General features: G+C 35.6%; 25 protein-coding genes and 1 riboswitch. Of the genes, 12 read left to right on the forward strand and 13 right to left on the reverse strand.

Annotated features, from left to right (window positions below):
* Positions 1 to 23: 23 nt before the first annotated feature.
* From BN1372_RS13365 to BN1372_RS13395, 7 genes are all read right to left on the reverse strand, one after another.
* Complete coding sequence (locus tag BN1372_RS13365; protein WP_062200381.1) at positions 24 to 773, reverse strand: SDR family NAD(P)-dependent oxidoreductase; 750 nt, start codon at positions 771 to 773, stop codon at positions 24 to 26.
* 21 nt (positions 774 to 794) lie between these two features.
* Positions 795 to 2525 (reverse strand): methyl-accepting chemotaxis protein, encoded by a 1731-nt coding sequence (locus tag BN1372_RS13370; RefSeq protein ID WP_062200384.1) that lies wholly within the window; start codon positions 2523 to 2525, stop codon positions 795 to 797.
* A 110-nt stretch (positions 2526 to 2635) separates the two neighbouring features.
* A riboswitch (cyclic di-GMP riboswitch) is annotated at positions 2636 to 2722 on the reverse strand.
* A gap of 329 nt (positions 2723 to 3051) precedes the next feature.
* The gene (locus BN1372_RS13375) at positions 3052 to 3273 is read right to left on the reverse strand and encodes a hypothetical protein (protein WP_062200387.1); all 222 of its coding nucleotides are present in this window, start codon (positions 3271 to 3273) and stop codon (positions 3052 to 3054) included.
* A 101-nt stretch (positions 3274 to 3374) separates the two neighbouring features.
* On the reverse strand, positions 3375 to 3569 hold the full coding sequence (locus tag BN1372_RS13380; RefSeq protein WP_062200390.1) for a helix-turn-helix transcriptional regulator: 195 nt from the start codon (positions 3567 to 3569) through the stop codon (positions 3375 to 3377).
* Between the two features lie 18 nt (positions 3570 to 3587).
* Positions 3588 to 4085: a DUF6773 family protein gene (locus BN1372_RS13385; protein WP_062200393.1), complete on the reverse strand. Its 498-nt coding sequence runs from the start codon at positions 4083 to 4085 to the stop codon at positions 3588 to 3590.
* Positions 4086 to 4216: 131 nt separating this feature from the next.
* Positions 4217 to 4414, reverse strand: a complete 198-nt coding sequence (locus BN1372_RS13390) for a hypothetical protein (protein ID WP_062200395.1) — start codon at positions 4412 to 4414, stop codon at positions 4217 to 4219.
* A gap of 14 nt (positions 4415 to 4428) precedes the next feature.
* Entirely contained in the window at positions 4429 to 5094 is a 666-nt protein-coding gene (locus BN1372_RS13395; protein WP_062200398.1) for a peroxiredoxin, read from the reverse strand.
* Positions 5095 to 5517: 423 nt separating this feature from the next.
* Here BN1372_RS13395 and BN1372_RS13400 point away from each other — a divergent pair, with 423 nt between their 5' ends.
* Positions 5518 to 6144 (forward strand): hypothetical protein, encoded by a 627-nt coding sequence (locus BN1372_RS13400; RefSeq protein ID WP_062200401.1) that lies wholly within the window; start codon positions 5518 to 5520, stop codon positions 6142 to 6144.
* 67 nt (positions 6145 to 6211) lie between these two features.
* Here the strand turns inward: BN1372_RS13400 and BN1372_RS13405 are convergent, their stop codons facing one another.
* The 4 genes from BN1372_RS13405 to BN1372_RS13420 all read right to left on the reverse strand — a co-directional run bounded on the left by BN1372_RS13405 (position 6212) and on the right by BN1372_RS13420 (position 10469).
* Positions 6212 to 7636, reverse strand: a complete 1425-nt coding sequence (locus BN1372_RS13405; RefSeq protein ID WP_062200404.1) for an aldehyde dehydrogenase family protein — start codon at positions 7634 to 7636, stop codon at positions 6212 to 6214.
* Complete coding sequence (locus tag BN1372_RS13410) at positions 7633 to 8529, reverse strand: homocysteine S-methyltransferase family protein (RefSeq protein WP_147515386.1); 897 nt, start codon at positions 8527 to 8529, stop codon at positions 7633 to 7635. Before BN1372_RS13410 ends, BN1372_RS13405 begins: the two co-directional genes overlap by 4 nt.
* 271 nt (positions 8530 to 8800) lie before the next feature.
* Complete coding sequence (locus BN1372_RS13415; protein WP_062200410.1) at positions 8801 to 9625, reverse strand: transposase; 825 nt, start codon at positions 9623 to 9625, stop codon at positions 8801 to 8803.
* A gap of 160 nt (positions 9626 to 9785) precedes the next feature.
* Positions 9786 to 10469, reverse strand: a complete 684-nt coding sequence (locus BN1372_RS13420; protein WP_062200411.1) for a phosphoribosylaminoimidazolesuccinocarboxamide synthase — start codon at positions 10467 to 10469, stop codon at positions 9786 to 9788.
* Between the two features lie 344 nt (positions 10470 to 10813).
* Here BN1372_RS13420 and cysK point away from each other — a divergent pair, with 344 nt between their 5' ends.
* From cysK to BN1372_RS13445, 5 genes are all read left to right on the forward strand, one after another.
* On the forward strand, positions 10814 to 11743 hold the full coding sequence (cysK, locus tag BN1372_RS13425; protein WP_062200414.1) for a cysteine synthase A: 930 nt from the start codon (positions 10814 to 10816) through the stop codon (positions 11741 to 11743).
* Between the two features lie 150 nt (positions 11744 to 11893).
* On the forward strand, positions 11894 to 12736 hold the full coding sequence (locus BN1372_RS13430; RefSeq protein ID WP_062200418.1) for an ABC transporter ATP-binding protein: 843 nt from the start codon (positions 11894 to 11896) through the stop codon (positions 12734 to 12736).
* Positions 12669 to 13424: an ABC transporter permease gene (locus BN1372_RS13435; protein WP_062200421.1), complete on the forward strand. Its 756-nt coding sequence runs from the start codon at positions 12669 to 12671 to the stop codon at positions 13422 to 13424. The genes BN1372_RS13430 and BN1372_RS13435 overlap by 68 nt, the downstream gene beginning before the upstream one ends.
* Before the next feature lie 28 nt (positions 13425 to 13452).
* Positions 13453 to 14445, forward strand: a complete 993-nt coding sequence (locus tag BN1372_RS13440) for an aliphatic sulfonate ABC transporter substrate-binding protein (protein ID WP_062200424.1) — start codon at positions 13453 to 13455, stop codon at positions 14443 to 14445.
* Positions 14446 to 14560: 115 nt separating this feature from the next.
* Positions 14561 to 14905: a hypothetical protein gene (locus BN1372_RS13445; RefSeq protein ID WP_062200425.1), complete on the forward strand. Its 345-nt coding sequence runs from the start codon at positions 14561 to 14563 to the stop codon at positions 14903 to 14905.
* A 47-nt stretch (positions 14906 to 14952) separates the two neighbouring features.
* Here BN1372_RS13445 and BN1372_RS13450 read toward each other — a convergent pair whose 3' ends face one another.
* On the reverse strand, positions 14953 to 16146 hold the full coding sequence (locus BN1372_RS13450; protein ID WP_062200428.1) for a class I SAM-dependent rRNA methyltransferase: 1194 nt from the start codon (positions 16144 to 16146) through the stop codon (positions 14953 to 14955).
* Positions 16147 to 16620: 474 nt separating this feature from the next.
* Here BN1372_RS13450 and BN1372_RS13455 point away from each other — a divergent pair, with 474 nt between their 5' ends.
* Positions 16621 to 17814 (forward strand): NAD(P)/FAD-dependent oxidoreductase, encoded by a 1194-nt coding sequence (locus tag BN1372_RS13455; protein ID WP_062200431.1) that lies wholly within the window; start codon positions 16621 to 16623, stop codon positions 17812 to 17814.
* Positions 17815 to 17871: 57 nt separating this feature from the next.
* Here the strand turns inward: BN1372_RS13455 and BN1372_RS13460 are convergent, their stop codons facing one another.
* Positions 17872 to 18279 (reverse strand): chromate transporter, encoded by a 408-nt coding sequence (locus BN1372_RS13460; RefSeq protein WP_062200434.1) that lies wholly within the window; start codon positions 18277 to 18279, stop codon positions 17872 to 17874.
* Positions 18280 to 18504: 225 nt separating this feature from the next.
* On the opposite strand from BN1372_RS13460, the gene BN1372_RS13465 reads away from it, so the two are divergent.
* From BN1372_RS13465 to BN1372_RS13485, 5 genes are all read left to right on the forward strand, one after another.
* The gene (locus BN1372_RS13465) at positions 18505 to 19197 is read left to right on the forward strand and encodes a response regulator transcription factor (RefSeq protein WP_062200437.1); all 693 of its coding nucleotides are present in this window, start codon (positions 18505 to 18507) and stop codon (positions 19195 to 19197) included.
* Positions 19191 to 20195: a sensor histidine kinase gene (locus tag BN1372_RS13470; protein WP_062200440.1), complete on the forward strand. Its 1005-nt coding sequence runs from the start codon at positions 19191 to 19193 to the stop codon at positions 20193 to 20195. The genes BN1372_RS13465 and BN1372_RS13470 overlap by 7 nt, the downstream gene beginning before the upstream one ends.
* Before the next feature lie 103 nt (positions 20196 to 20298).
* A complete protein-coding gene (locus BN1372_RS13475; protein WP_062200444.1) occupies positions 20299 to 21060 on the forward strand; it encodes an ABC transporter ATP-binding protein in 762 nt (253 codons plus the stop codon).
* Positions 21050 to 22996: an FtsX-like permease family protein gene (locus BN1372_RS13480; protein ID WP_062200447.1), complete on the forward strand. Its 1947-nt coding sequence runs from the start codon at positions 21050 to 21052 to the stop codon at positions 22994 to 22996. Before BN1372_RS13475 ends, BN1372_RS13480 begins: the two co-directional genes overlap by 11 nt.
* A 624-nt stretch (positions 22997 to 23620) precedes the next feature.
* A complete protein-coding gene (locus tag BN1372_RS13485) occupies positions 23621 to 25789 on the forward strand; it encodes a DUF1430 domain-containing protein (protein WP_062200450.1) in 2169 nt (722 codons plus the stop codon).
* Positions 25790 to 25792 lie beyond the last annotated feature (3 nt).

Consider the following 25792-nt stretch of genomic DNA (forward strand, 5'->3'; position numbering starts at 1 on the left):
ACCCACACCTTACGATTTATTTCTTACCCATTCATTACAACCCCACCGTTAGGACATAAAATTTGACCAGTATAAAATGCACTATCATCTGAAGCTAAAAATAAAGCAGTTTTAGCAATTTCCTCAGGTTGTCCAAAACGTTTTAAAGGGTATTTAGCGGCCTCTTTTTCTTCATATCCTTCTCCGAACTCATTTATAATTGTTGTCCAGGTAGCAGCTGGTGCTATTCCATTTACTAAAATATATGGGGCTAATTCACGTGCTAATGATTTTGTTAACGAGATAATTCCTCCTTTTGATGCTGCATAATGAGCAAAATATTCTGCTCCTAACATTCCTAAATCAGAAGCCAAATTAATAATTTTTCCTTTTCTAAGTTCTACCATTCGTTTTGCAGCTTCTCGACAATTGTAAAAAGTTCCATATAAATGTACTCGTATCATCCGGTCCCAATCATCATCAGTCATTTCTGTAATGGAACGCTCCTGCGCAAAACCTGCATTATTCACAATAATATCTAAACTATTAAAACTTTTATCAAAAAAATCATACATATTTGCCACTTCTGTTGAGTTTGCTACATCTGCTTGAAATGTTTTCACGCGTACACGATAATTTTCTTGTAAATCTTTTGCTAACCACTCAATCCCTAAACTATCTATATCGTTTAACAATAGATTTGCCCCTTGTTTCGCAAACTCTATCGCAATTGCTTGCCCTATCCCAGCACCTGCACCAGTTATTATGACATTTTTTTTCAGTAATTTTTTCATCCTTCTATTCCACCTTCATTTTTACAACTTAAAATTATTAATCATAGCTTGTAATTCTTCAGCTGTTGTTTCTAATGACTCTGTAGCTGCTTTTAATTCCTCTATTGACGCAAGCTGACTTTCTTGTTCCTTTGTTACCTGTTGTGCAAATTTCGATGATTGGTTCGACACTTCTTTCATCTCTTGAATAGAAGCATTGATTTCTTCTGAAAATGCAGACAGTTGTTCAGTAGACGCAGATACCTCTTGAATTTGTGAAGCTACTTGACCAGTAGAATGTAAAATTTGTTCAAATACTTCTCCTGTTTCATTGGTATAACGCATACCAACTTCTAATTGTGTTATTCCTGTTTGCATTGCCTCTACTGATTTTTGTGAATCAGTTTGAATAATTTGTAGTAACTCTTTAATTTGACCTGCAGAATTACCAGATTGCTCTGCTAACTTTTTCACTTCTGAAGCTACAACTGCAAAACCTTTTCCATGTTCTCCTGCACGAGCTGCTTCAATCGCTGCATTTAAAGCTAACAAGTTCGTTTGATCTGCTATTTCCGTAATAATATTTACAATGTTATTAATTTGCAAAGAATTCTCATTTAATTGTTGAACCTTCGATGAAATATTTTCGACGGAATCTTCTATTACTACCATCTGCTTCATTAATTTTTGAATTATTTCATTTCCTTGCTGTGCCTCTTGTGACGTTTCAGCTGACGACTCAGATACACTTGAAGCAGATTCAGCAATACTTTGAATCCCTTGCGAAGAATCATGAATTGCTTTAGAAGTTTCCTCCATAATATTTAAAGAATTATGCGCTCCAGTAGTTACTTGTTGTAAATTTCCCGTAAGTTTTATTGTCCGTTCTGCACTTTCTGATACATTAGCTGACATTTCTTCTGATAAAGATGCCAAATGATCGGATGTACCACGAATATTAATAATCATATTTCTTAAATTGTGCGTCATAATTCCAATTGATTGTTGTAATTTTCCTACCTCATCTTCATTTTTAATTATTAAATTTGTTTCTTCTAAATTACCTTTTGCAATCTTTTCTGCTATCTCAACGACAGGAACCACTGGTTTAAATATTTGGCGAATTAGAAAAAATAAAATACCTAATACAATAAACAACTCTACTATCGCTATGACAATTTGATTAATAACATTCTTAATAATATTTTCTTTTATGAAGTTGGCCGAATAATCAATAGCTAAAACGCTTGTAATGGCACCACTTTTATCTTTTAATGGAACGAAGGCCGTCCGCCATTCTCCATAGCTATCTTTAAAATTTTCTGTTACTTGTGGTTTTTCTGTGCTGATTGCTTTTTCGGCAGCTTTTTTATGAATATCAGCCACATCTTCAAACACAGCACCGGGTTTATAAATTTCATTTAAATTGCTTGTAAAACCGGTTGTTCTAATCTGATTATTTTTCATTTCCCAAATATAAATCCAACTGATGGTACCTTGTTCTTGTTGTAATTTATCTAACCGTTTTTGTATTTCCATGAAATTTGGATTTTTTTCCCCTTTTACTTTAGATAAATCACTAACATCTTGCCCATCTAAATGCATGGCAGTTAAAATAGCAGTACCTTTCATTTCCCTTACTAAATCTTTTGACATTGTCTTCGTGAGCTGATTCACACTAAGTAAGGTATTAATCGTAAAAGAAAAAAAGACAAGAATAAAAACAATGCCCGTAATCTTTTTTCTTAAAGAAACTTTTTTCCAAAAATCCATGTTAAACACTCTCCTTTATAAATAAATAAAAACACCTACTGTATAGAAGTAGGTGCTTTCTCATCATTCGAATAGATATAATTAACCAGTACAAAATATCTATAAAATTCAAAAGCAACCCAGCCATCTTAGTAAGAAATTACGTTAGACCTGTGGCTTTGCGTCCCTACTTTTCAATAGGTTTGCCAAAACAAATAACAACTTTAGTCTATCATACCAAAGTATAAAAAAACACCCCAAAGTTGTAATTTTTCCATTGTTATCCTAAAAACCTTTCCGAACAAACAATATGCATACACTATAACCAATAAAAAAGAAAAGTAAAGAGCAACCAAAATTCCCTCTATGCGGAACATTTGTTTTTTATCCTAATAATCCTACTATTTTATCTAAATATTCTATATTTTTTACTCCCAAAAAGTAAAAATTCACATCTGCTTATTATCTAAATTATTCCAATATAAAGGTACAAATTAGGTAATCAACACACGTGAATTGTTACTTATCGGTCGGGGTAACTGATTGGTCAATCGCTATTTTCAGTATTTTTTTCATCCAAAGGAAAATTCTTTAACATGGCTAAAAAGGAAGGACTCCATGCTCCTTCACTTTCCAAACTCTTTTCTATTATTTTTTTCGTAAAAGAAACTGGAACAGCAGCATAATCTTGCAATGCATATCGTACAAAATCTTTCACTAACTCATCATCTGTCGTTAAAAATGGCTCTACTCGTTGCAAAAATTCCATGAGTTCCAACTCCCTTCTAGTATATCGCTAATTAGCCTTATTTTACCCCATTCCATCGTGCATTTCTGCAAAAAAAAAGCAGGCAATATGCCTACTTTCGATTATTCTTCCCAAAACAATTCATCTAATGTTTTCGACAATGCTTTACAAATGGCAATACAAAGTTGCAGGGAAGGGTTATATTTTCCTGATTCTATTAAACTAATCGTTTGCCTAGAAACACCGACTTGTTTTGCCAATTCTTCTTGTGATAATTCTTTTTCTGTTCTCGCAACTTTCATCTTTATATTTTTCATTAATTATCCACCGCCACATTACCTGTCATCCCGATTATTTCTATCACTTTTTATTTTAGCGAGAAGATGCGGAAAATAAAATAATCCAAGAAAAACAGGAACATACAATAACAAAGAAAAAACAAATACTGAGATGAAATACTTTGCTTCATTTCCGCCACTTCCATATTTTACAGCACTGTTTGTCGCAAATACCAAGGCGAGCCCAAGCCCTAGAACAACAGAAAGTAAAACCGTTTTTTTACTCATCGATATGTTACTATTTCTATCGTGTATTTCTACTTCATCCGAATAAATCCCGAGCGATACCGAACGGATAAGATAATAAATGCCTCCAGCAAATAATATCGCTAACTCGGTCCAAATAAACCCAATATCTATTCCAAGTGTATAATATTTTACTCCAATCGAAATCAAACAAATGATGCTAATGAGCGTATACAATTCTCGATAAATTTTATTTTTTGCATGCTCAATTCTTTCGTCATTTACTTTTGGACTTTTTGAAAAAAACATTTTTCACCCGCCTCCTTTTACACACATTATATACTATACGTTTCATTTTGCAATATATATATTACATTTTGTATTTTATACTGTACAAAAAAAGCTAGTTCTGTTAAGAACTAGCCTTTTCGCAAATGTATTTATTTTTTCTTTTTATAAACACCGTTTTCTTCTGTAACAAAGCCCGCTTCTACCATCTCGCGCAGTCCACTACGTACTTTAAATAATGGCAATCCAAGTGTGGCGGAAATTTCTTCTGGTGTTTGTTGCTTTTCTTCTAATGCTGCTACTAACTTTTTAGCATTTTCCGATAACGAATGATCGTTGACGCACGCCATGTCATCACCTTACCTTATAGTTGTTTTTTGCAGAAGTAGAAATCTACGCATTCTAAGCTTTCATCTTCCATACGCGCTGCCGCACCTTCTACTGTGTTTGCCGGTGGAACGATGACCTTATCGCCTTCTTGCCAGTTTGCCGGTGTTGCGATTTGATGTTTGTCTGTTGCTTGTAATGCTTTTACTAAACGAAGCATTTCATCCATGTTACGACCTGTTGAAAGTGGATAATAAATGATGGCGCGAATTACTTGTTTATCATCGATAACAAAAACTGCACGTGATGCTTCTGTACTACTTTCTTCCGGCATGATCATGCCGTATTTTTCTGCTACGTCTTTATTTAAATCCGCAATTACTGGGAATTCAATTTTGACACCGAATTTTTCTTCGATATTACGTACCCAAGCGATATGAGAGTTTACACTATCAATACTTAAACCGAGTAATTCTGTGTTTAATTTACGAAGTTCTGGATAAATTTCTTGGAATCCGATAAATTCTGTTGTACAAACTGGTGTAAAGTCTGCTGGATGAGAAAATAAAATCAACCAATTTCCTTTATAATCTTCTAGGCGAAGTGTTCCGTGTGTTGTCACTGCTTCAAATTGTGGCGCCTTTGATCCGATACGAGGTAATGAGCGTACTACTTGTTCTTCTGTTTGTTTGATTTCTTCCATTTTAAAATCTCTCCTTTTTAATAATTATTATTAATTAATAATTTATACTGTTTATTATACGCAATTTTAAAACAATGTACAAAGATTTGCTCAGAGTATATAGATTTTTTTCGAAAGATAATCTGCTCTTCTTTTTTCATTTACCCTACGATAATGATTATCAAACCTATACTTTTCATTCCATACTCAGTTGCATCGAATTGTAGAAAAACCAAAGTACGTCCCACCTATAGCATAAAATCCTTTCAATTCCTTTATAAGCCTAATGTAACGAACATTTACATTTTTTCATTCCTAGATTACAATGCACATATACATAATTACCTATTAGCGGACCATTTGGAGAAAAAAACTGGCCAAAAGTTGTATGACTCTCTTTTGTTACTCGCTGTCTATGGACTCATATTTATAAGGAGAAAAAAGATGCTAAAAAAAATGTTATATTATTCATTTCTATTTGTGATGATGTTATTTTTCTTTATGACTATTGTTGTCGTTGGTAGTTTAACGAATATCTTTTCGCACAATAGTAGTGATTACAGTCTCGGTTTCTTTCCTTTTGATATTTTTCATTTTGTTTTAACGACGGTTGCTTTAGGTAGTACAGTTGCTACTATTGGTTGCTACGTTCGTTATCGCCGTGAACACAATCTAATACTACGAAAACAAAAACAAACAGAAGCCTTGGCTTTTACGACATTTAGTCATTTCATTTCTATGTGTACCATTTTTTTTATTACAGCACAGTTATTTGCTATGAATGATTGGGAAGCATTTACACAATTGCTCTCGTATATAATCATGCTTAACTTTGTTTTATTGCTTTTAAATATTGTACTTACGATGGCGATTCAAAGGGAAAAAGAGGACACTGCTTTTTATCAAGCGTCTTATAAAGTAAATCATCGATTACATCAAATTTTTTTCACATTACTTATCCTTGCGCTTTTATATAACCTTTTATTCAGTTTTACTTTATTCGTGTTTTTATTGCTCTTAGTTATCTTTCTCCTATCGAGCGTTATTTATTTATTAGAAATTACAAAATAAAAAAGCTGTAAAGGGACGGAAAACGGTCTATCCGAAGACAACCGTTTTCTACCTCTTTGCAGCTTTTTTAGTTATTTTTATTCCAAACAATTAATTTTAATTCCGTCATTTCTTCTACAGCATAGGCAATTCCTTCTCGGCCTACTCCACTTTCTTTTACCCCGCCGTATGGCATTTGGTCGACGCGAAACGTTGGTGTATCGTTAATCATCACGCCACCTACGTGGAGTTTTTCCGTTGCTTCTAATGCTGTATACACATTTTCAGTATAAATGCCCGCTTGCAATCCATATCGTGAATCATTCACGGATGCAAACGCTTCTTCCATCGATGACACTTTTTGAATCGTCACGATTGGCGCAAATACTTCTTGGCACGATACTTTCATTGCTTTTGTCGCATCTACAATAACAGTAGGTTCTAGCACATTTCCTTGCGCGCTTCCACCTGTGATCACGTGTGCGCCCGCTTGTTTTGCTTCTTTCATCCAACTCAACGTCCGTTCGACATCTTTTTTCGTAATAAGTGCGGAAACATCTGTCTGTTCCTCTAACGGATCGCCAAGTTTTAATGTTTTTGTTTGTGCGACAAATTTTTCAACAAATGTATCATAGATTGCTTCATGCACGTATATGCGCTGTACCGAAATACATACTTGTCCTTGGTTTGAAAAGGCACTCGTGACACAACGAGGAATAATCCGGTCTACATCGACATCTCGGTCAATAATCACCGCGGAATTAGAACCTAGCTCCAACGTCACTCGCTTTAACCCTGCCTTATTCCGAATACCAATCCCCACTTCCGGACTTCCCGTAAACGTCACCATCTGTACTCGCGGATCCGTTACGATTTGTTCTCCAACCGTACGACCGCTTCCTGTTACGATGTTTAACGCCCCTTTTGGCAATCCGATTTCTTCTAATAATTCAGCAATAAAAAAAGAAGATAGTGGAGTTTGTGATGCTGGTTTTAGCACAATCGTATTTCCCGCTGCAATGGCAGGACCTACTTTATGGGCGACAAGATTCATCGGAAAATTAAATGGTGTAATCGCGCCAATGACACCAATTGGTTTTCGAACCGTATAAGCGATCCGTCCTGTTCCACTCGCTGATGCATCGAGTGGAATTGTTTCGCCGTGGATGCGCTTTGCTTCTTCCGCCGCAAAGCGATATGTTTCAATTGTTCTCGCTACTTCTCCTTTTGCCGTTGCGAATGGTTTTGCCGCTTCTAACGCAATAATACGCGCTGCTTCGTCTTTTCGTTCTGCTAACTTTTCGGCTAACTGATACAAAATGTCAGCACGTTGATAGGCAGGCATTTCTGCCATTACACGCGTCGCTGCATCTGCCGCTTGAATTGCCTGGTCTACTTCTTCTGTAGTTGCTTTTGGAATATCCGCAATGTGCGCTTCTGAATACGGAGAATATAACGGCATATATGTAGATGCTTCGACCCATTCTCCGTTTATATATAATTGTTTTTTCATTTTTCTACCTCCTCTAAAGCTCGGTGTAAGTCGGCAATATAACGCGGTGTCGTACCACAACATCCACCGACAACCTTTACAGAAAACCGTTTTTGAATCGCGATAACACGGTCGATTAACGCCTGCATATCCATCGTGTAACAACCGCACGCATCTGGTAAACCTGCATTTGGAACTAATACGAGTGGTTTATTAGGCAGTTTTTCTAATGCCTGCTCCATCTTGTCCAATCCTTCCCCGCATGTAAAACCAATCATCTCGGTTTGAAGCAACGCATCTACTTTTTCAAAAAACGTTTCAATCGCCATTCCTTCCACCATCGTCGGATTTTCATAAATCGGAACGGTGAACATAACGGGGATGCGTGTCCCCATTTTAGCAAACGCTTGTTGTATTAATGTGGCCAATGCTTCAACGGTTGGTAAATGGTACGCACATTCTACGATAAGTAAATCTGGTTTTTCCGACAATAATGCATCTACTTGTCGGCGATAAATGTCCGCTACATCAGCAAGCGTTTTATCGTGTAAATTTTTTTCTGCAAATGGCAAAGGACCAATATTTGCTCCAACAAACGCTCGTTTTCCGGTCCGTTTTTCATATTCGATCACCGCTTCACGCGCCAATTGAACCCCCTTTTTATTTTGCTCGACTAACTCCGCTTCTTTTCCGTAATACGATTGCATCATTTCGTTTGCAGTAAACGTATTGGTTGTCATAATGTCTGCGCCTGCTTCTAAGTAATCCAAATGAATTTGCTTCACAACCGCCGGATTGGAAAGATTAATAGAAGCTGCCGAAAAAGGAGTACGACTTTTTATTCCTAGTCTCCGTATTAATTCCGTACCCATTCCTCCATCTAACAAAAGCGTGCGTTTTTGCAATTCCTCCAACAACTCCAACACTCCTATCCTTTATTTCTTATACTTCCCGTATCCATACATAAGCAAGATAAATACAACGAGGAACACTACTAATCCAATGACCATTCCAACCCACCTCCAGATAATTGATGCTTATTTTCCATCATACCGACAAACTTATTTTTCTACCACCTAAAAATAAAGAGGCTGGGACATAACTAGCTTCAAACAATGCAAAAAGTGAAATTGAGCTCACTCAATTTCACTTTTTGCTATTTTTTTATATGAATCTTTATATCTTTTAGTTAATGGCCGTGAATTTCCGCATATTCACGGCCATTAATGCAAGACCCATTTCATTTTCAACCTTCGATTTTCCTCGGACAGAAAATCGAGTGAAACGCAAATTAGCCTTCAAGAATCCAAAAACTGGTTCGACGTCAATCTTACGTTGACGATAAATAGCCCCTGTTTTTTCTTCTGAAAGCTTCGCTCTCACATATTCTTTTTGCTGTTCCCATTTTTCATTCACCATTAATTTTCGGTTATTTCCTTCTTTTGCTTTTGTACAAGATGAACGAAGTGGGCAACTGGAACAATCTTCACACTCATAAACTTTAAACTCACGCTTGAAACCTAATGGATTTGTTCGCACAGAACGGTATTTAAATACAAGTTTTTGTTGGTTTGGACAAGTATACACGTCCATTTCTTCATCATAATCCCAGTTAGCTGTATGGAACTTGTTTTGTTTGTACTTTTTCTTCTTTTCTTTTANACACTGGCGAATTAATTCTTTTACTTCAGGATAAACACGAAAACGGTTGATGGTGCGATAGCTTGGTTCATAACCTTGAGCTAGCCACATCATACGAAGACTGTCTTTTAAAAGTGCTTCTATTTTACGCCCTGAAAAAACAGATTGCGTATAGGCACATAAGATAATTTTCAACATCATGCGTGGATGATAAGCAGGACAACCCGTATTTCGAAGAAATGGTTCGATCGCTTCTTCCGGAATACTTTCAATTAAATGATGGATGTGGAAGGCAATATCATTATTTTGAAGTTTTACTTCTACATTTAAAGGCAAAATTAATTGATTCATGTTATAATCTTTAAACATAAGGACACTTCTTTCTGTTTGAATTTTGTCTGGTAACTTAATTTTATCAGAAAGTGTCCTTTTTTTGATAAAAAAAAATAAAGCCAGTGAAATTTTTACTTAACGTAAAATTTCACTGGCTTTTTCAGTTCAGAGGAGGGTTTTGTCCCAGCCTCCCTTCTTATTCCCCTAACATTAATTTTGTTAATGTTAATGGTTCGATATATTCTCCGTCTTTGTACGCGCGCATGTTACCGCCGGAAATTTCGTCAATTAAAATGATTTGGTTATCTTTATCACGACCAAATTCAAATTTGATATCGTACAATTCGATTCCTTTTTTCGCTAATTCTTCTTTTACTACGTTCGCGATTTTTTGTGTTAACTCTTTTAACACTTTGTATTCTTCTTTTGTTAACACACCTAACATATCAAGGGCATCTTCTGTAATAGGTGGGTCTTGACGATCATCATCTTTTAAAGTGACTTCAACAAATGCATCTAAAGGTTGTCCTTCTGCTGCATATTTGCCATAACGACGTAAGAAACTACCAACCGCACGGAAACGACAAATCACTTCAAGTCCTTGACCGAAAACAGTGGCAGGTTTAACAGTCATCGTTGTTTCTTCGATATTTGCATCCACATAGTGCGTTGGGATATCTTTTTCTTTTAACATTTCAAAGAAATATTTTGTTAAACGTAATCCTGCATTTCCAGCACCTTCAAGTGTTAATCCAACTGTATTCGCACCGGGATCAAACACACCATTTTCACCTGTAACATCGTCTTTAAACTTTAATAAGTAGTTGCCGTCTTCTAAAGCATAAACATCTTTTGTTTTACCTGTGTACACGAGTTTCATGTTCGATCGTCCCCTTTTCCTAGTAAAATAACCTACCCTCTTATTATGAACTATTTTCACTAAAAAATTAACAAAAATTTTTTAAGTAAGCGTTTTTATCGAAAAATTTATGCTAATTCCGAATATTAACATGGTAATGAACGATTATTTTACAGATATTATGATTTCTCTCCTTTTATCCCTACCTTTTCTTTTCCCTATTCTTGTTAAAAAAATGCTTTTTTGTTGTAGCTTTTCTCTCTTTCTTTTTTAGAAAGCATATAATTTTACTAGGAATACTACACTTTAATTTGTTATACTGTATGTACACAGGTAGCATGTATCTATTCAGAGAGGTGATCAAAATGAAAGTTGTGCATAATATGGCGGAATTAATTGGGGATACACCGTTAGTGAAAATACGAACGCTCGCAGAACCGTCTGGAGCAGACGTGTATGTAAAATTAGAATATTTCAACCCTAGTCGGAGCGTGAAAGACAGGGCTGCTTATAACATGTTAGTAGAGGCAGAAAAAAGCGGTACCTTAACACCAGGGGCGACGATTATTGAACCTACTAGTGGAAATACAGGTATTGGACTCGCGATGAATGCCGCTGCGATGGGGTATAAAACGATTCTTGTCATGCCAGATAACTCGACTATTGAACGGATTAAACTAATGAAAGCATACGGAGCGGAAGTCGTGTTAACACCAAGTGCCGAAAGAATGCCAGGAGCGATTGCAAAAGCGAAAGAAATCGCGCAACAAATTGGGAACTGCTTTATTCCGATGCAATTTGAAAATAGTGCAAATCCAGATAGTCATCGTGGAACGACGGCTGTGGAAATATATAACGCGATTCAATCCATTCATCGTACGTTAACAGCATTTGTCTGCACATCAGGAACAGGTGGAACGGTAACGGGGACAGGAGAATCGTTAAAAGCCATTGATCCGTCCATTACCGTCCACGTTGCAGAACCAAAAGGCTCTCCCGTTTTATCGGGTGGAAAACCAGGTAAACATAAACTAGTCGGCACAAGTCCAGGGTTTATCCCGCCCATTTTAAATACAGATGTGTATGATGAAATTTTTCAAATAGCCGATGAGGAAGCGTATGACACAGTCCGAAAACTAGCAACAAACGAAGGCATTTTATTAGGACCATCGGGTGGAGCATCCGTCTTTGCAGCCCTTCAAGTGGCTAAACGATTAACACCGGACGATACGGTCGTTTGCATTGCGCCAGACTCAGGTGAACGATATTTATCGAGCGACTTGTTTGCTTATTAACGACACCAAAAAACCTTTCCAATTATTCGATTGGAAAGGTTTTTTTATTTTTTTGAAAATATTGTTGACAAAGTGTATCGGAATAATAGATTATGATATATAATAAAACAAATGAATTTAGTTGGCATTAAAAAGAAGGGGGAATTCATCGTGTACGTAACGATTAATGGGATTGATAAAAGCTTTCCCCATAAAGAAAAAGGTTCCGTTCCAGTGCTCGATCATATCGATCTTGATGTGGAAAAAGGACAATTTGTTTCGATTGTTGGTCCATCTGGATGCGGAAAATCAACCTTACTTTACATTATTGCAGGTTTAGAAAAAGCAGATCGTGGAGAAATCCGCGTCAATGGAAAAAAAGTAACCGGAGCTGGACCGGATCGTGTCGTTGTATTTCAAGAAGCAGGATTATTTCCTTGGCTGACGGTACTAGAAAATGTGACGTACGGCTTACGCTTAAAAAAAATGCCGAAACAAGAAGCGGAAGAAAAAGCAATCGACATGTTAAAAATGGTCCACTTAAGCAAATATATTCACTCCTATCCACATCAGCTTTCCGGTGGAATGAAACAACGCGTATCGATTGCCCGCGCATTAGTGATGGAGCCAGACATTTTATTAATGGATGAACCATTTGCAGCATTAGATGAGCAAACACGCATGGTATTGCATAAAGAGTTGTTGGATATTTGGCGAAAAACGAACGTCACCATTTTTTTCGTTACCCACAATATCCGAGAAGCAGTCTTGCTTTCCGAAAAAATTGTCGTCTTCGCCACACGTCCTGGAAAAATCAAAGCAACCTTTTCTTCTGCTGCATCAAAAGACGACATTGTCCCAACAGACGATACGGTGCAATTAGAACAACAAATTTTAGCCGTCTTACAAAATGAAATTGAAAAAGTGTTAAAGGAGGAAATGGGAGATGATTACAGCTTTCAGACGAATAATCTTCATCACGACAATCGCCGTCATCTGGGAAGTCGCAGCTAGATTTTCTGACTTACCCGCGTTTATGTTTCCGAGTTTAACACAAGTGTTCCAAACGCTATTCGACGGATTCCTATCCGGTCAAATTGTAGGGGCCATTGGCGCTAGTGTAAGTCGGTTACTAATTGGCTTTACAATCGCTTCTATTCTTGGACTTATTCTCGGATATTTAATCTGGCGGTTTAAAGCCGTGGAAGATACGTTAGGTTTTTTAGTTACTGCTTTACAATCGATTCCGAGCATCGTTTGGTTTCCGTTAGCCATCATTTGGTTTGGACTAAATGATATAGCGATTTTATTTATTGTGACGCTAGGAGCCACTTGGACGATGATTATTAATACGACGAGCGGTTTTAAAAATGTACCAATTTTGTACCAACGAGTAGCAAAAACACTCGGATCTAACGGATTTCATTTTCTCCGTACCGTCATTTTACCAGCATCGATCCCGCAACTTATTTCTGGATTACGGATTGCTTGGGCATTTTCATGGCGGGCCTTAATGGCTGGGGAATTGTTAGGTGCCGGAAAAGGACTAGGACAATTATTAGAAACAGGAAGGTCACTTGGACAAATGGACTTAGTCATTGCCGTTATGATCATTATTGGTGTCATTGGAACAATCATGGACAACGTTGTGTTTGTACGTTTAGAACGAAATGTTGAACAAAAATGGGGAGTAAGGGCATAACGCTCTTATATTAGAAGGGATGAGGAAAATGAAAAAGATTAGCTATCTGATTATTTTGACATTGTTAGTTGGCGTATTAACTGCTTGCGGAAAAAAGGATGCAGCAGCAGAAAAACAAGAAGTAACAATCGGATATTTTCCAAACTTAACACATATTGCAACCATTGTTGGCTTAGAAAAAAACTATTTTGCAGAAGCATTTGGGAAAGACGTTACGATTACAACAAAAACGGTCAGTAACGGTGGATTATTTATGGAAGCAATGGCTACTAACTCTATCGACATCGGGACAGTAGGACCTGGGCCTGTCCTTAACTTTTATGTGAAAGATCCAAAATACCGTATCGTTTCAGGTGCTGTCAATGGTGGCGCGGTCCTTGTTACTAGTGAACAAAGCAAGATACAAAACATCGAAGACTTAGATGGAAAACGAATTGCTATTCCTGTTATCGGAAGCACACAAGACATTATGCTCCGGAAAGCATTACAAGCAACAAACTTAAAACCAACGTCTAACGGCGGCACGGTGGAATTATTTGCAGCAGCACCCGCTGATACAGCGACTCTTTTCGTCCAAAAATCAGTAGATGGTGCCGCAACGCAAGAACCGTGGGGATACGTGTTACAAAACCAAGCAAACGGTACGTTATTATTAGATTGGGAAGAATTTGCGTGGGGAAAAGAATCAACGAATACCGTTGTCGCAACAAGTGAATCGTTTTTAGAAAACGACACATTCGTGAAAGCATATTTAACCGCACATGCAAAAGCAGTTGAATTCATTCAACAAAATCCAGAAGAAGCACAAGCATTAGTCGTTAAACATATTAAAGGATTAACTGGAAAAGAGCTTAGCAAAGAAGAAGTAGCCGCTGCTTTTGAACGGATGGAAGTAACGACAGACATCAATGAACAAGTCATTCAAGAAATGGCCGATATTAGCGCAGAAGCAAACTACATTCCAAGCAATAACATGAAAGGATTAGTTGATTTAAAGCCTTTAAATGAAACAAAAAAATAAAGTCCACGCTAAGAAAAGCTTCGTCACCGACATGTAGTCGTTTGTGGCGGAGCTTTTTTACGTGGCACTTTTTTAGGGCGTTTGCATATGTTGAGTAAGGAAAGGGGGCGATTGTATGAATCAATCGTTTGAAACAGAAACAGATATCGAAACACAAGAAGACATTCAACTAACAGAGGACTGTAACATGAGGAATAACGAAGAAAGCGAAGTAGATAGACAAGGATTTGGACCTGGACCCGGACATGGATTCGGATACGTTCCACCATTTTCTATTTATCAATGTTTGTTTCGCTATACGTACATTTTCCCGTACCGTAGAAGACCATTTTTAGCTTTTATACATCATGTTGGCCCATTTTTCATTTCTGGTTTCCGCTTGGATCATTGTTGTGGATGGGTACCGTTTGAAATGAGTATCCGTCGCATCGCGCACTTTTCTTGCCATTATTGGTACTAAAAAAGAAGGTCTTTCGCTGACCTTCTTTTTACCCTAACAAATGTCGTTTATTTCACTTGGATAAATACCACTTTCAAATAATTTCCTTCCTTAAAAGACGGAATCGTCCGAAAATCTTCCGGCAACGAATGTTCTTCTAAAATTTTATACGGTCTTCCTGTTTCTTTACATGCTTGATCAATAAATCGTTTGAATTTTTTCATGTCAAACGTGCTACAATTTGTCGATGCTACAATAACACCGTTTTTTTCGGTAATAGCTAACGTGTCTTTTAATAAATTAGTGTAGTCCTTTGCTGCACTAAATGTATGTTTTTTTGTACGCGCAAAACTAGGTGGGTCCAAAATAACAAGATCGAATGTTTTATTTTTTCGTGCGGCATATTTAAAATAATGAAATACATCTTCCACGATAATATCTTGCGCTTCCGCATCTATCCCGTTTACACGGAATTGTTCGATCGTTTTTGCCAAACTACGATTGGCAACATCGACACTCGTTGTTTTCATCGCACCACCAAGTGCAGCTGCAACAGAAAATGCTCCTGTATAGGAAAACATATTTAATACGTTTTTTCCTTTCGCATATACATCCCGAATGCGTCTACGAACATTACGCTGATCAAGGAAAATGCCAACCATCGCACCATCATTTAAATCAACCGCGAAATTCATCCCATTCTCTTTCACAATGATTGGAAACTCCCCGCGAGCGCCTGTCACAAAATCATCTTCTTCGATATACTGACCTTTTTTTGCAAATCGTTTTTTCTCATAAATCGCCTTAAAGGTTGTACTATTTTGTAAAGATTGAATAATCAATTCTTTAAAGGAATAAATGCCTTCACTATACCAATTGATTACGTAATATTCATCAAAATAATCAATCGTCAGTCCACCAATTCCGTCCCCTTCTCCATTAAACACTCGAAAAGCAGTTGTATTGGCATCATGAAAAAAAGTTTTCCGTTTTTCGAAAGAAGCTTTTATTTTTCGTTCAAAAAACGATACATCTATTTTTTCTGATGATTGATGACTAAGCACCCAACCGTATCCTTTATTTTGCTTACCAACATATCCTTTAGCGATAAATTGATTTTTTTCGTCCACTAATTGAATAATCGTCCCTTCTTCTTGTAACACCCGTTCATGGACAATCGATTCTTTCGTCATTAATGGATATCCTCTTTTATACCCCTGCACGGTATTAGCTTTCACTTTTACTTTTATTTCTTTGCTCATCTTTTTTCCTCTTTCTTTCTTCCTTTTCTTTTCGAAAATAGAAGTTCCTTTTCTTTACTATATCCGATTTTGTGAAAAGCTGAAAATCATTTCTTTATTCCATCATTTTTGACACATACTGTATAACCATTATGTGAAGAATAATAGGCATAATAAATGATTTCACAAAAAATTCATAAACACCATTTTCTTTTAAAAGAATTTTCAGAAATTTAACTAAACCCGCATTGTATCAATATTTATTCACCTTTCAAAAAAACAGCATACCCATTACCCTATGGTGTATTTAGTATTAGTTAGTTTATCCTTCTTATAATGGTACTTTTTTACTAATCATCCCCCTTGAATTCTTTGTTAAATCTCGTTACTCTTTGTTTGAATATATTAGACTCTTAATCCAATTCAACTATTTACCTATTACATTTCGTTCACTTATTAAATATGCACCTTGAAATATCTTAGGGAGGTAATTTTATGTCAGATCAGAAATTTAAAGTCGTTATTGTTGGTGGCGGTACAGCTGGTATTACAGTAGCAGCACAATTAGCTCGTAAAATGTCTGCAAATGATATTGCCATCATTGAACCATCCGATAAACACTATTATCAACCATTATGGACGCTTGTTGGTGCTGGTGTTGTACCGAAAGAAAAAACAGTTCGTCCAGAAAAATCAGTCATTCCAAAAGGTGTCCATTGGATTCAAGAAGCGGTTACTACTTTTGCACCAAATGATAACTATGTAGTAACAAATAAAAATACAAAAGTAGGATATGAATATTTAGTTGTGGCACCAGGCATTCAAATTAATTGGGATGGCATTAAAGGATTAAAAGAATCGATTGGAAAAAATGGTGTTGTATCTAACTATTCATACGAAACGGCCGAAAAAACATGGGAAGCGTTGCAAAATGTAAAAGAAGGAAACGTAATTTTTACACAACCAACTACACCAATAAAATGCGGTGGTGCTCCACAAAAAGTAATGTATCTTTCTGAAGATTACCTTCGCAAACACGGAAAAAGAGAGAACGTTTCGATTCATTTTTACATGCCTGCACCAAAAATATTCCCTGTTCCAGAGTATGAAACCGTTATCAAAGAAATTGTCCAACGTAGAGATATTAACGTACATTTAAAACACCACTTAGTAGAAATTATCGGTAATGAAAAAAAAGCAGTGTTTGAACATGTAGAAACAAAAGAAAAAACGGTTATTCCGTACGAAATGTTACACGTAACACCGCCAATGAGCGCACCACAATTTATTCAAGATAGCCCACTTGCGAATGAAACTGGCTGGGTAAGTGTCGATAAATTTACGTTACAACATACAACATACGAAAACATCTTTAGCCTTGGAGACGTAACGACTACTCCACCACCAACAAACACTGGCGCTGCAGTTCGAAAAGAAGCACCTGTTGTCGTTGGAAACTTACTTGATGCAATGGCAGGAAAAGCCCTTTCTCATAAATATAACGGTTATAGTTCTTGTCCACTTGTAACAGAATACGGAAAAGTAATGTTAATGGAATTTGATTACAGCATGCATCCAAAAGAGTCATTCCCAATTAACCAAGCGAAAGAAAGACGTAGCATGTACTTTATGAAAAAATATTTATTACCAGCAATGTACTGGGAAGGTATGTTAAAAGGACGCGCGTAAACTAGATGATAAAAAAGCGATTTTCTCCTTCAATCAAGGTGGAAAATCGCTTTTTTCTTAAAATAAAAGATACCCGCCTACTGCTCCAATGATTACAACAACCCAAGGTGGGCATTTCCAAACCGCAAGTAACCCGTATAAAACGGCAGCAAAGGAAAAGTGAGTAACTGTTTGTACCGAACTCGTCCAAACAGGATCATATAATGCTGCAAGTAATAACCCAACTACCGCTGCATTAATTCCGGTAAATGCTGCTTGAAGCTTCGGTTGTTTCCGGATTTCATTGAAAAATGGCAACGAACCAATAATGAATAAAAAGGAGGGCAAAAAGATAGCCACATTTGCCACAACGACACCGCCAACATCGGCAAAGGGTGTTCTTTTTTGTTCTAATTCCACAATTTTTTCTTGGTCTTTATCGTATGAAATTACTTTTAACTTCATTTCTTGTTGTTCTTGATTCACATTTCCTCCTGCACACATTGAAAAAAAACACCACATTAAACACAACAAAAAATACTTTATTATCTATAAATTTATATATTTTCCTAAACTATCAATAACGTAAAAAGGATATTAATTACTATATATGGTAATTTAAATGCCCTATTTCCGTTATTTTGAAAAATATTCACAACCTTTCGTTTTTCCGCTACAATTTAGGTAACAAGAAAAGTGTGGTGAAGCGATTTGTTTTCCTTATTATTAATTGAAGATGATGCGACGTTATTTCGAGAAATGAACGACCGGCTTGCGAACTGGTCGTTTGATGTGCATGGCATTACCGATTTTGAACAAGTATTTCAAACGTTTACAGAAGTGAAGCCTGATCTAGTTATCATTGATATTCAACTACCGAAGTTTGATGGCTTTCATTGGTGTCGGATGATTCGCTCACATTCGAATGTTCCGATTATCTTTTTATCCTCTCGAGACCATCCGATGGATATGGTGATGGCGATGCAGCTTGGGGCGGATGATTTTGTACAAAAACCATTTCATTTTGACGTATTAATTGCAAAAATTCACGCCCTACTCCGCCGTACATATAATTACAATACTGTGCCAATAGAACTAAAAACGTGGAACGGAGCAACGGTAGATTATGAAAAAAATATAGTAACAAATGATCACGGTTCGATTGAGCTAACGAAAAACGAACTACTCATTTTAAAAATGCTCATCGAACATACGAATAAAATTGTCAGCCGCGAAGCATTAATGAACCGATTATGGGATGATGAGCGCTTTGTGAGCGATAATACGTTAACGGTTAATGTAAATCGTTTGCGGAAAAAGTTAGATGATATCGAATTAGGACGTTACATCGTCACAAAAGTAGGACAAGGCTATATGGCGACAGAAGAGGCTCCACGATGCTAAAAAAATATATCGTAGAACGCATTCATTGGATTCTCTTATTCTTTTTTATACAACTATTATTTCTTTTAATCGTATGGATAGACCACTCGATTCCGTTCCATTCTGTTTTTTATATTATCTTTTTATCACTTTTAGTGTTTGTTCTTTTTTTCGCTTTTCGTTACCAAAAGGAAACAAAATTTTACAAACAACTGGGAGAACGCATGGATGACTTAGATACGAGTAGTTTTCCAGTTCCTGAAAGCCCCTTTGAGAAAATTGTCGAAAATCATTTAACAAGTCAAACGGACCAGCTGAAACGACAGGCCTCTCATAACTGGCTTTTATTAGAACAAGAAAAAGATGATTTGCTTACTTGGATTCATGAAGTGAAGACGCCATTAACAGCAATGTACTTAATTATCGAACGGCTAGAAGACGAAAAAATAAAAGCTGATTTAACGTACGAATGGTTGCGGATTCATTTATTGCTCGACCAACAATTGCATCAAAAACGAATTCCTTTTATGGAAAATGATTTATATATCGAGCCTGTTTGTGTAGAAATGGTCGTGGTCAAAGAAATTCAAACGTTGCGGACGTGGTGTATGCGAAAAGGTATTGGCTTTGATCTCGATTTTACTTCAACAACCGTCTTAAGCGATGCAAAATGGCTTGCTTTTATCATTAGACAATTACTTACAAATGCAGTGAAATATAGTGAGTCTTCTGATATTACTATTCGAAGCAAAGAAAAAAACGGACAAACGGTACTAACGATACAAGATTTCGGCCGCGGCATAGATGCAAAAGACATCCCGCGCATTTTTGAAAAAGGATTTACATCAACAACGACCCATCAAGATAATGCCGCAACAGGAATGGGGCTTTATTTAACGAAGAAAGTAGTGACGGCGTTACTCATCGATATTCACGTCCAATCATCGCTTGGCAAAGGCACAATCTTCACGCTAACCTTTCCAAAACAAAATGATTTTACCGAAATAACAAGCATGTGACGAGATTGTCACATGCTTTCTTGTTTTGTTAGATGATTCGAAGGAGAAAAAGAAAGGTACCCTTTATACTAAAGAAGAACTTACAAAAAAGGAGTGTCCATGAATGGTCATTTTAGAAGCGAAAAAAATTCATAAAAGCTACGGCAATAAATTTAATAAACAAGAAGTGCTAAAAGGAATCGACATTACGATTGAAAAAGGTGAATTTGTCAGTATTATGGGGGCATCTGGTTCTGGGAAAACGACGCTACTAAATGTGTTATCGTCGATCGACCGAGTTAGCGACGGAACGATTCAAATCGAAGGAAAAGAAATGACGCAAATGAAAGAAAAGCAACTAGCGGAATTCAGAAAGCATCACCTAGGCTTCATCTTTCAAGATTACAATTTACTCGACACATTAACGGTAAAAGAAAATATTTTATTACCTCTATCGATTCAAAACATATCGAAAAAAGAAGCAGAACAAAAATTCCAAACGTTAGCGAATGAACTTGGCATTGCGGATTTAAAAGATAAATATCCAAATGAAATATCAGGTGGTCAAAAACAACGCACATCCGCAGCTAGAGCATTCATTCATGACCCAAGCATCATTTTTGCAGATGAACCGACAGGCGCACTAGATTCCAAATCAGCATCTGACCTACTCAACAAATTAAGTGAATTAAACGAAAAACGACAAGCAACGATTTTAATGGTCACGCACGACCCGATTGCTGCAAGCTTTTGTAGTCGCGTCATTTTTATTAAAGACGGACAGATTTATACACAACTCCATAAAGGCGAACAAGACCGACAAACCTTTTTTAAAGACATTATGAAAACCCAAGGTGTGTTAGGTGGGGTGCAAGATGAACGTTAACCAACTCATGTTACGTAATTTAAAAAAGAATATCAAAAACTATTATTTATACATTTTTGCGTTAATATTTAGCGTGGCACTTTACTTTGCCTTTGTTACATTACAATTTGATCCGTCGATGGATGCAGCAAAAGGATCCGTTAAAGGAGCAGCGGCGATTAAAACCGCATCCATCCTGCTCATTGCCATCGTGTCGATTTTCTTGTTATATGCGAACAAAATCTTTATGAAACGTCGCAGTAAAGAAATTGGCTTACTACAGCTGATTGGCATGACAAAAAGCAACGTCTTTCGTCTTTTAACTGTTGAAAATCTATTATTATACTTTAGCTCGTTACTCATTGGTGTGTTGATTGGCTTTGCCTTTTCGAAATTAATTTTAATGATTTTATTTAAAATTACCGGAGTGAAAGCAATTGCCACACTGCATTTTTCACCAGAAGCGTTCGTGCAAACGGTCATTGTGTTTAGTGCTATTTACCTGTTCATTACGTTCGTCAATTATGTATTTATCAAAAAACAAAGCATTTTATCTTTATTTAGAGCTATTTCTAAAACAGAAAATAAACGAAAAAAAATCTCGGTATGGGAAATTGTAATCGGAATTATTGGCATCGTGTCGATTGTATCTGGTTATTATGTTTCAACTAAACTATTTGATGGCGATTTTAAAACAGGAGACCAACTCTTTTTAGCCATGGTTTATACGCTTGCATCCGTAATTATCGGAACGTATTTATTTTATAAAGGTTCCGTACGTTTTATCGCCAGTCTCATTCGGAAAAAGAAAAACGGCCATTTAACGATTAACGATGTCGTATCACTTTCATCGATCATGTTCCGAATGAATTCTAATGCCTTATTGTTAACAATTATTACAACCGTTTCTGCCCTTGCGATTGGATTGTTATCATTAAGTTATATCTCGTATTATTCAGCAGAAAAAACAGCAGAAACATACATTCCAAACGACTTCTCTATCGTCCATACAAAAGATGCCGAAACATTTACACAAGCATTAGACAAAGAAAACATTGAGTACCGTGAAACCAAAATAGAAGTCATTCAAGTGAATGCCAACGTCTCATCGTTGGTTGAGAAAAAAATGGAAGAATTAAACTTTAACACAAGCTCCCTCCCTATTCCCATTATTAGTGATGCATCTGTGAAGGGAATCGATGTACAAAAAGGAGAGTCCATTTTAACAGGTTATAGTGATTTATCACAAAGATTTATGCAGTTAAAAGAAAAAGGAGAGATAGAGTTAAAAGGAAAAACAACCGTTCTACCACAACAAAATATCGATTTACAAAAAGATTCCTTTGTTTCTTTTTATTTTACGCGTGGAGGTCTTTTTACTCTAGTCGTAGATGACGCTATTTTCGAACATTTAAAACAAGATGTCAATCCAGAAATACAAAAAGAATCATCCACCTATATTGGAATTGATATTGTCGATAATTCGAAACAAGAAAAAGCGCTCGAAGTCTTTCACGCTTTATCGATAAACGAAAATGGTGATAACGATTCACAACTTGGAACGAAAAAGGAACAGAAAAAAACACTGGGGCTCCTTATGTTTATTGTCGGATTCCTTGGCTTAACGTTCTTAATTACATCTGGTTGTATTTTATACTTTAAACAAGTGGATGAAAGTGAAGAAGAAAAAGGAAACTATACCATCTTACGAAAATTAGGCTTTACCGAAGATGATTTATTAAAAGGTGTGCAAATGAAACAACTATTCAACTTCGGAATTCCATTAATCGTCGGCCTTTCCCATAGTTACTTTGCGGTTAAATCTGGTTGGTTTTTCTTTGGAACAGAATTATGGACGCCAATGCTAATCGTGATGGTCGTGTACACCGCGCTTTACTCTATTTTTGGTATTTTATCTGTGCTTTATTATAAGAAAGTAATAAAAGCAGCATTGTAAATAAAAACTCCAGTCAAACGACTGGAGTTTTTATTAATTTTCAACATATATTTTATCTTGTACACATAGAAAACTTTTCTATCATTGAGTTTTTCCTCTCTTCCCCACTGATAGTTAATACATCCCTCCTCTTTTTTATACGGAGTATAGAAGTAGACTGGTTCCACAACAACGCCACAAGACGACTGTTGGAAAATGCGCACTTTAGCGGATGATTCCATGATTCTGTCAGTAGCTTTTCGGAACTAAACTAGGACCATTTAATCCCTCCTTAACTATTTTGAAGTGGGCATCTTATTGACCGTTAATGTGGGATTAAAATATTCGTTTGATAACAAGAATGAGAAAAACTCAATTTATATAAAATTGACATTAAAATAAAATTATGTAAGAATAGGGTATAATTATATTTATTATTCGTTTTGTTAATCTTAGATTCAATTATCTATCTCACTTTTTAGCTTCAAATGAAATAAAACAACTATAAAACCCTATACAGTTTCAGCTTTTAACGGATTTTTGATTATAAACTGGCATAAACAAATTGGGCAACAAAATAATAACAAACTCATACATAGTGCAGTTCATCTCTGCACTATGTTATTTTATGGGAGAACTGTCCTAATGAAAAAATTACTGTATCTGCTATTATCTTTAGTTTTCATCTCTTCCAATCTACTTGGTTGCTCTTTTTTGTGGAACAAGCAACTAATCAATATTTTGTACACAAACAACCAAAAAGTACATATTGATTACAGTAAAACAAATACAAAAAAAGATACTGATTTCGTAGACCATCTGATCAAATTTTCAAAAGAAAAAAACATAAACATTTCTCAATACAATTTTTTAAGTGAAGACGAGTTAAATATATATTCGACAAATATAAAAGATGATCCTACTATTCATTTAAAATCGGGGAAGTTTCCGGAGGGCCTGACATATATATCTAATGAAAATTTAGAAACAAAAAATGCTAAACAGTCAGGTGTATTTTCTTTTCCGTTATCTAACTGGCGAGTTCATATTTACGATATCCAGCAAGTTAAAAATGTTGGCCTTGGTAATGAATTTTATTTAAGTGGAACTAATAATTCTATCAACAATGCTTTTATCAAGGAATTCTCTAGTTATGGGGACATATCACTAATAAATGAACCTATAAATAGTTTTCTTTTGATTAATATTTCTTTGTTCATGATTGTTATTTTTTCTTTTATTATTTTTTTCTTAGGGATGGTTTTCTTTCTCATTTTTAATAGAAAAATGTTGTTCTTACAAGAATTATGGGGATATTCAAAAAGGTTAGCATTAGCCTCGATTCTAAAGTTATTTTTACGTTTTTCCATTCTGATAATGTTTTTCTTATTATTTGGATGGATAGTCTTTACTGTATTGTTTGACCAAACGTATTTTCTTATAGAATATATGAAAGTTTTTGCCGTTACTAATGTGATTACTGCAAGCATACTCTTATTTTTTACTTTACTAGCGGTCTCTTTTATCCAAAAATATAACGATAACTCTGTAAACATTAAAGGAAAGTTACCCTTTGAAAAGATTCTATTGATATCTTCTATTTTAAAAGCCGTAACTACTATTATTTTATTTTTTGTTATTAGTTCCTCTATATTTAATTTTTATCATTTAAGCAAAAAGATCGATAGCTTAGATTATTGGAACCAAACCCAAAATGTGTATAAAATTCAAGTAGGACCATTAGATGAAGATATAAATACTAATTTAGAGAAGGATAGAGACTTAAATAACAGATTGTTGGATTTTTATAAAGAAATCGGAGCGAATAATGAAGCATTTCTAATGGTATCTGAAAATTTTCATATAGTTGGTTATGACAAGGGAGAGCCTATCTACAGTTTTACCTTAAATGTTTCTGAAAAAGATAATGTTTATTCTCCTAATGGTAGAAAAATAACTATAGATAAAAACTATTTAAATATTAACCCAATAAAGAGTAGTAATGGGGGTACTATCCTTGAGCAAGTAAAGGAAGATGAAGATACTTTAAATATTTTAGTACCTGAACAGCTTAGAACCTTGGAAAACCAAATTATTCATTCCTATAAGGAATGGTTCTATTTTCAAAAGGTCTCTGTAGATAATATTTATAATAAAGAGCTTGGTAATCCATTAAACAAAAAAACCATAGAAGATTTAAAGATTAATATAATCTATACCATCGCCGGACAGGATTATTTTACTTTTAATAGTGCGACAGGAAATAGTCAAAACAAAATTAGGGACCCCATTGCAGTAATATATAATGAAAGTGTCGATACTTCAACTATAGGAGCATATGCAACTACATCCTTGTTTTTTTTAGATAATTCTCAAGGGAATGCTTTTGAAAGTATTTTACCTTCAATTAAAAACACCAATGTACCTGAAATAAATCATGCATTGTCAGTTTATAATGAAGCAAATAATCAAATTATCGAACAACAGTGGTTGTTATTCCAACAAATGATGGGATTAATTATAACATTAGTGTTGTCAGGAATACTGCTCACTGTAATGATTTGGGCATATTATCATGCTAATATTTCTCAACTAAATATTAAATACTTATTTGGATATTCCTCTTGGAAAAGAAATAAAAGCATAATTCTAACTACAATCCTTTCTAACATTGTATCAGGACTATTAGTGTACCTTGTTTATGGTAATTCTATTATTATTGCTCCAATGGTAGGATTCGTTTTAATAATTGATTTGTTTGTACTAAATGTATTAAGTAATAATCTCAGCAAAAAAGGGATAAAAAAGGGGTAAAAA

The sequence above is a fragment of the Massilibacterium senegalense genome (assembly GCF_001375675.1).
In the GTDB taxonomy this organism is placed as follows: Bacteria; Bacillota; Bacilli; order Bacillales; family Massilibacteriaceae; genus Massilibacterium; species Massilibacterium senegalense.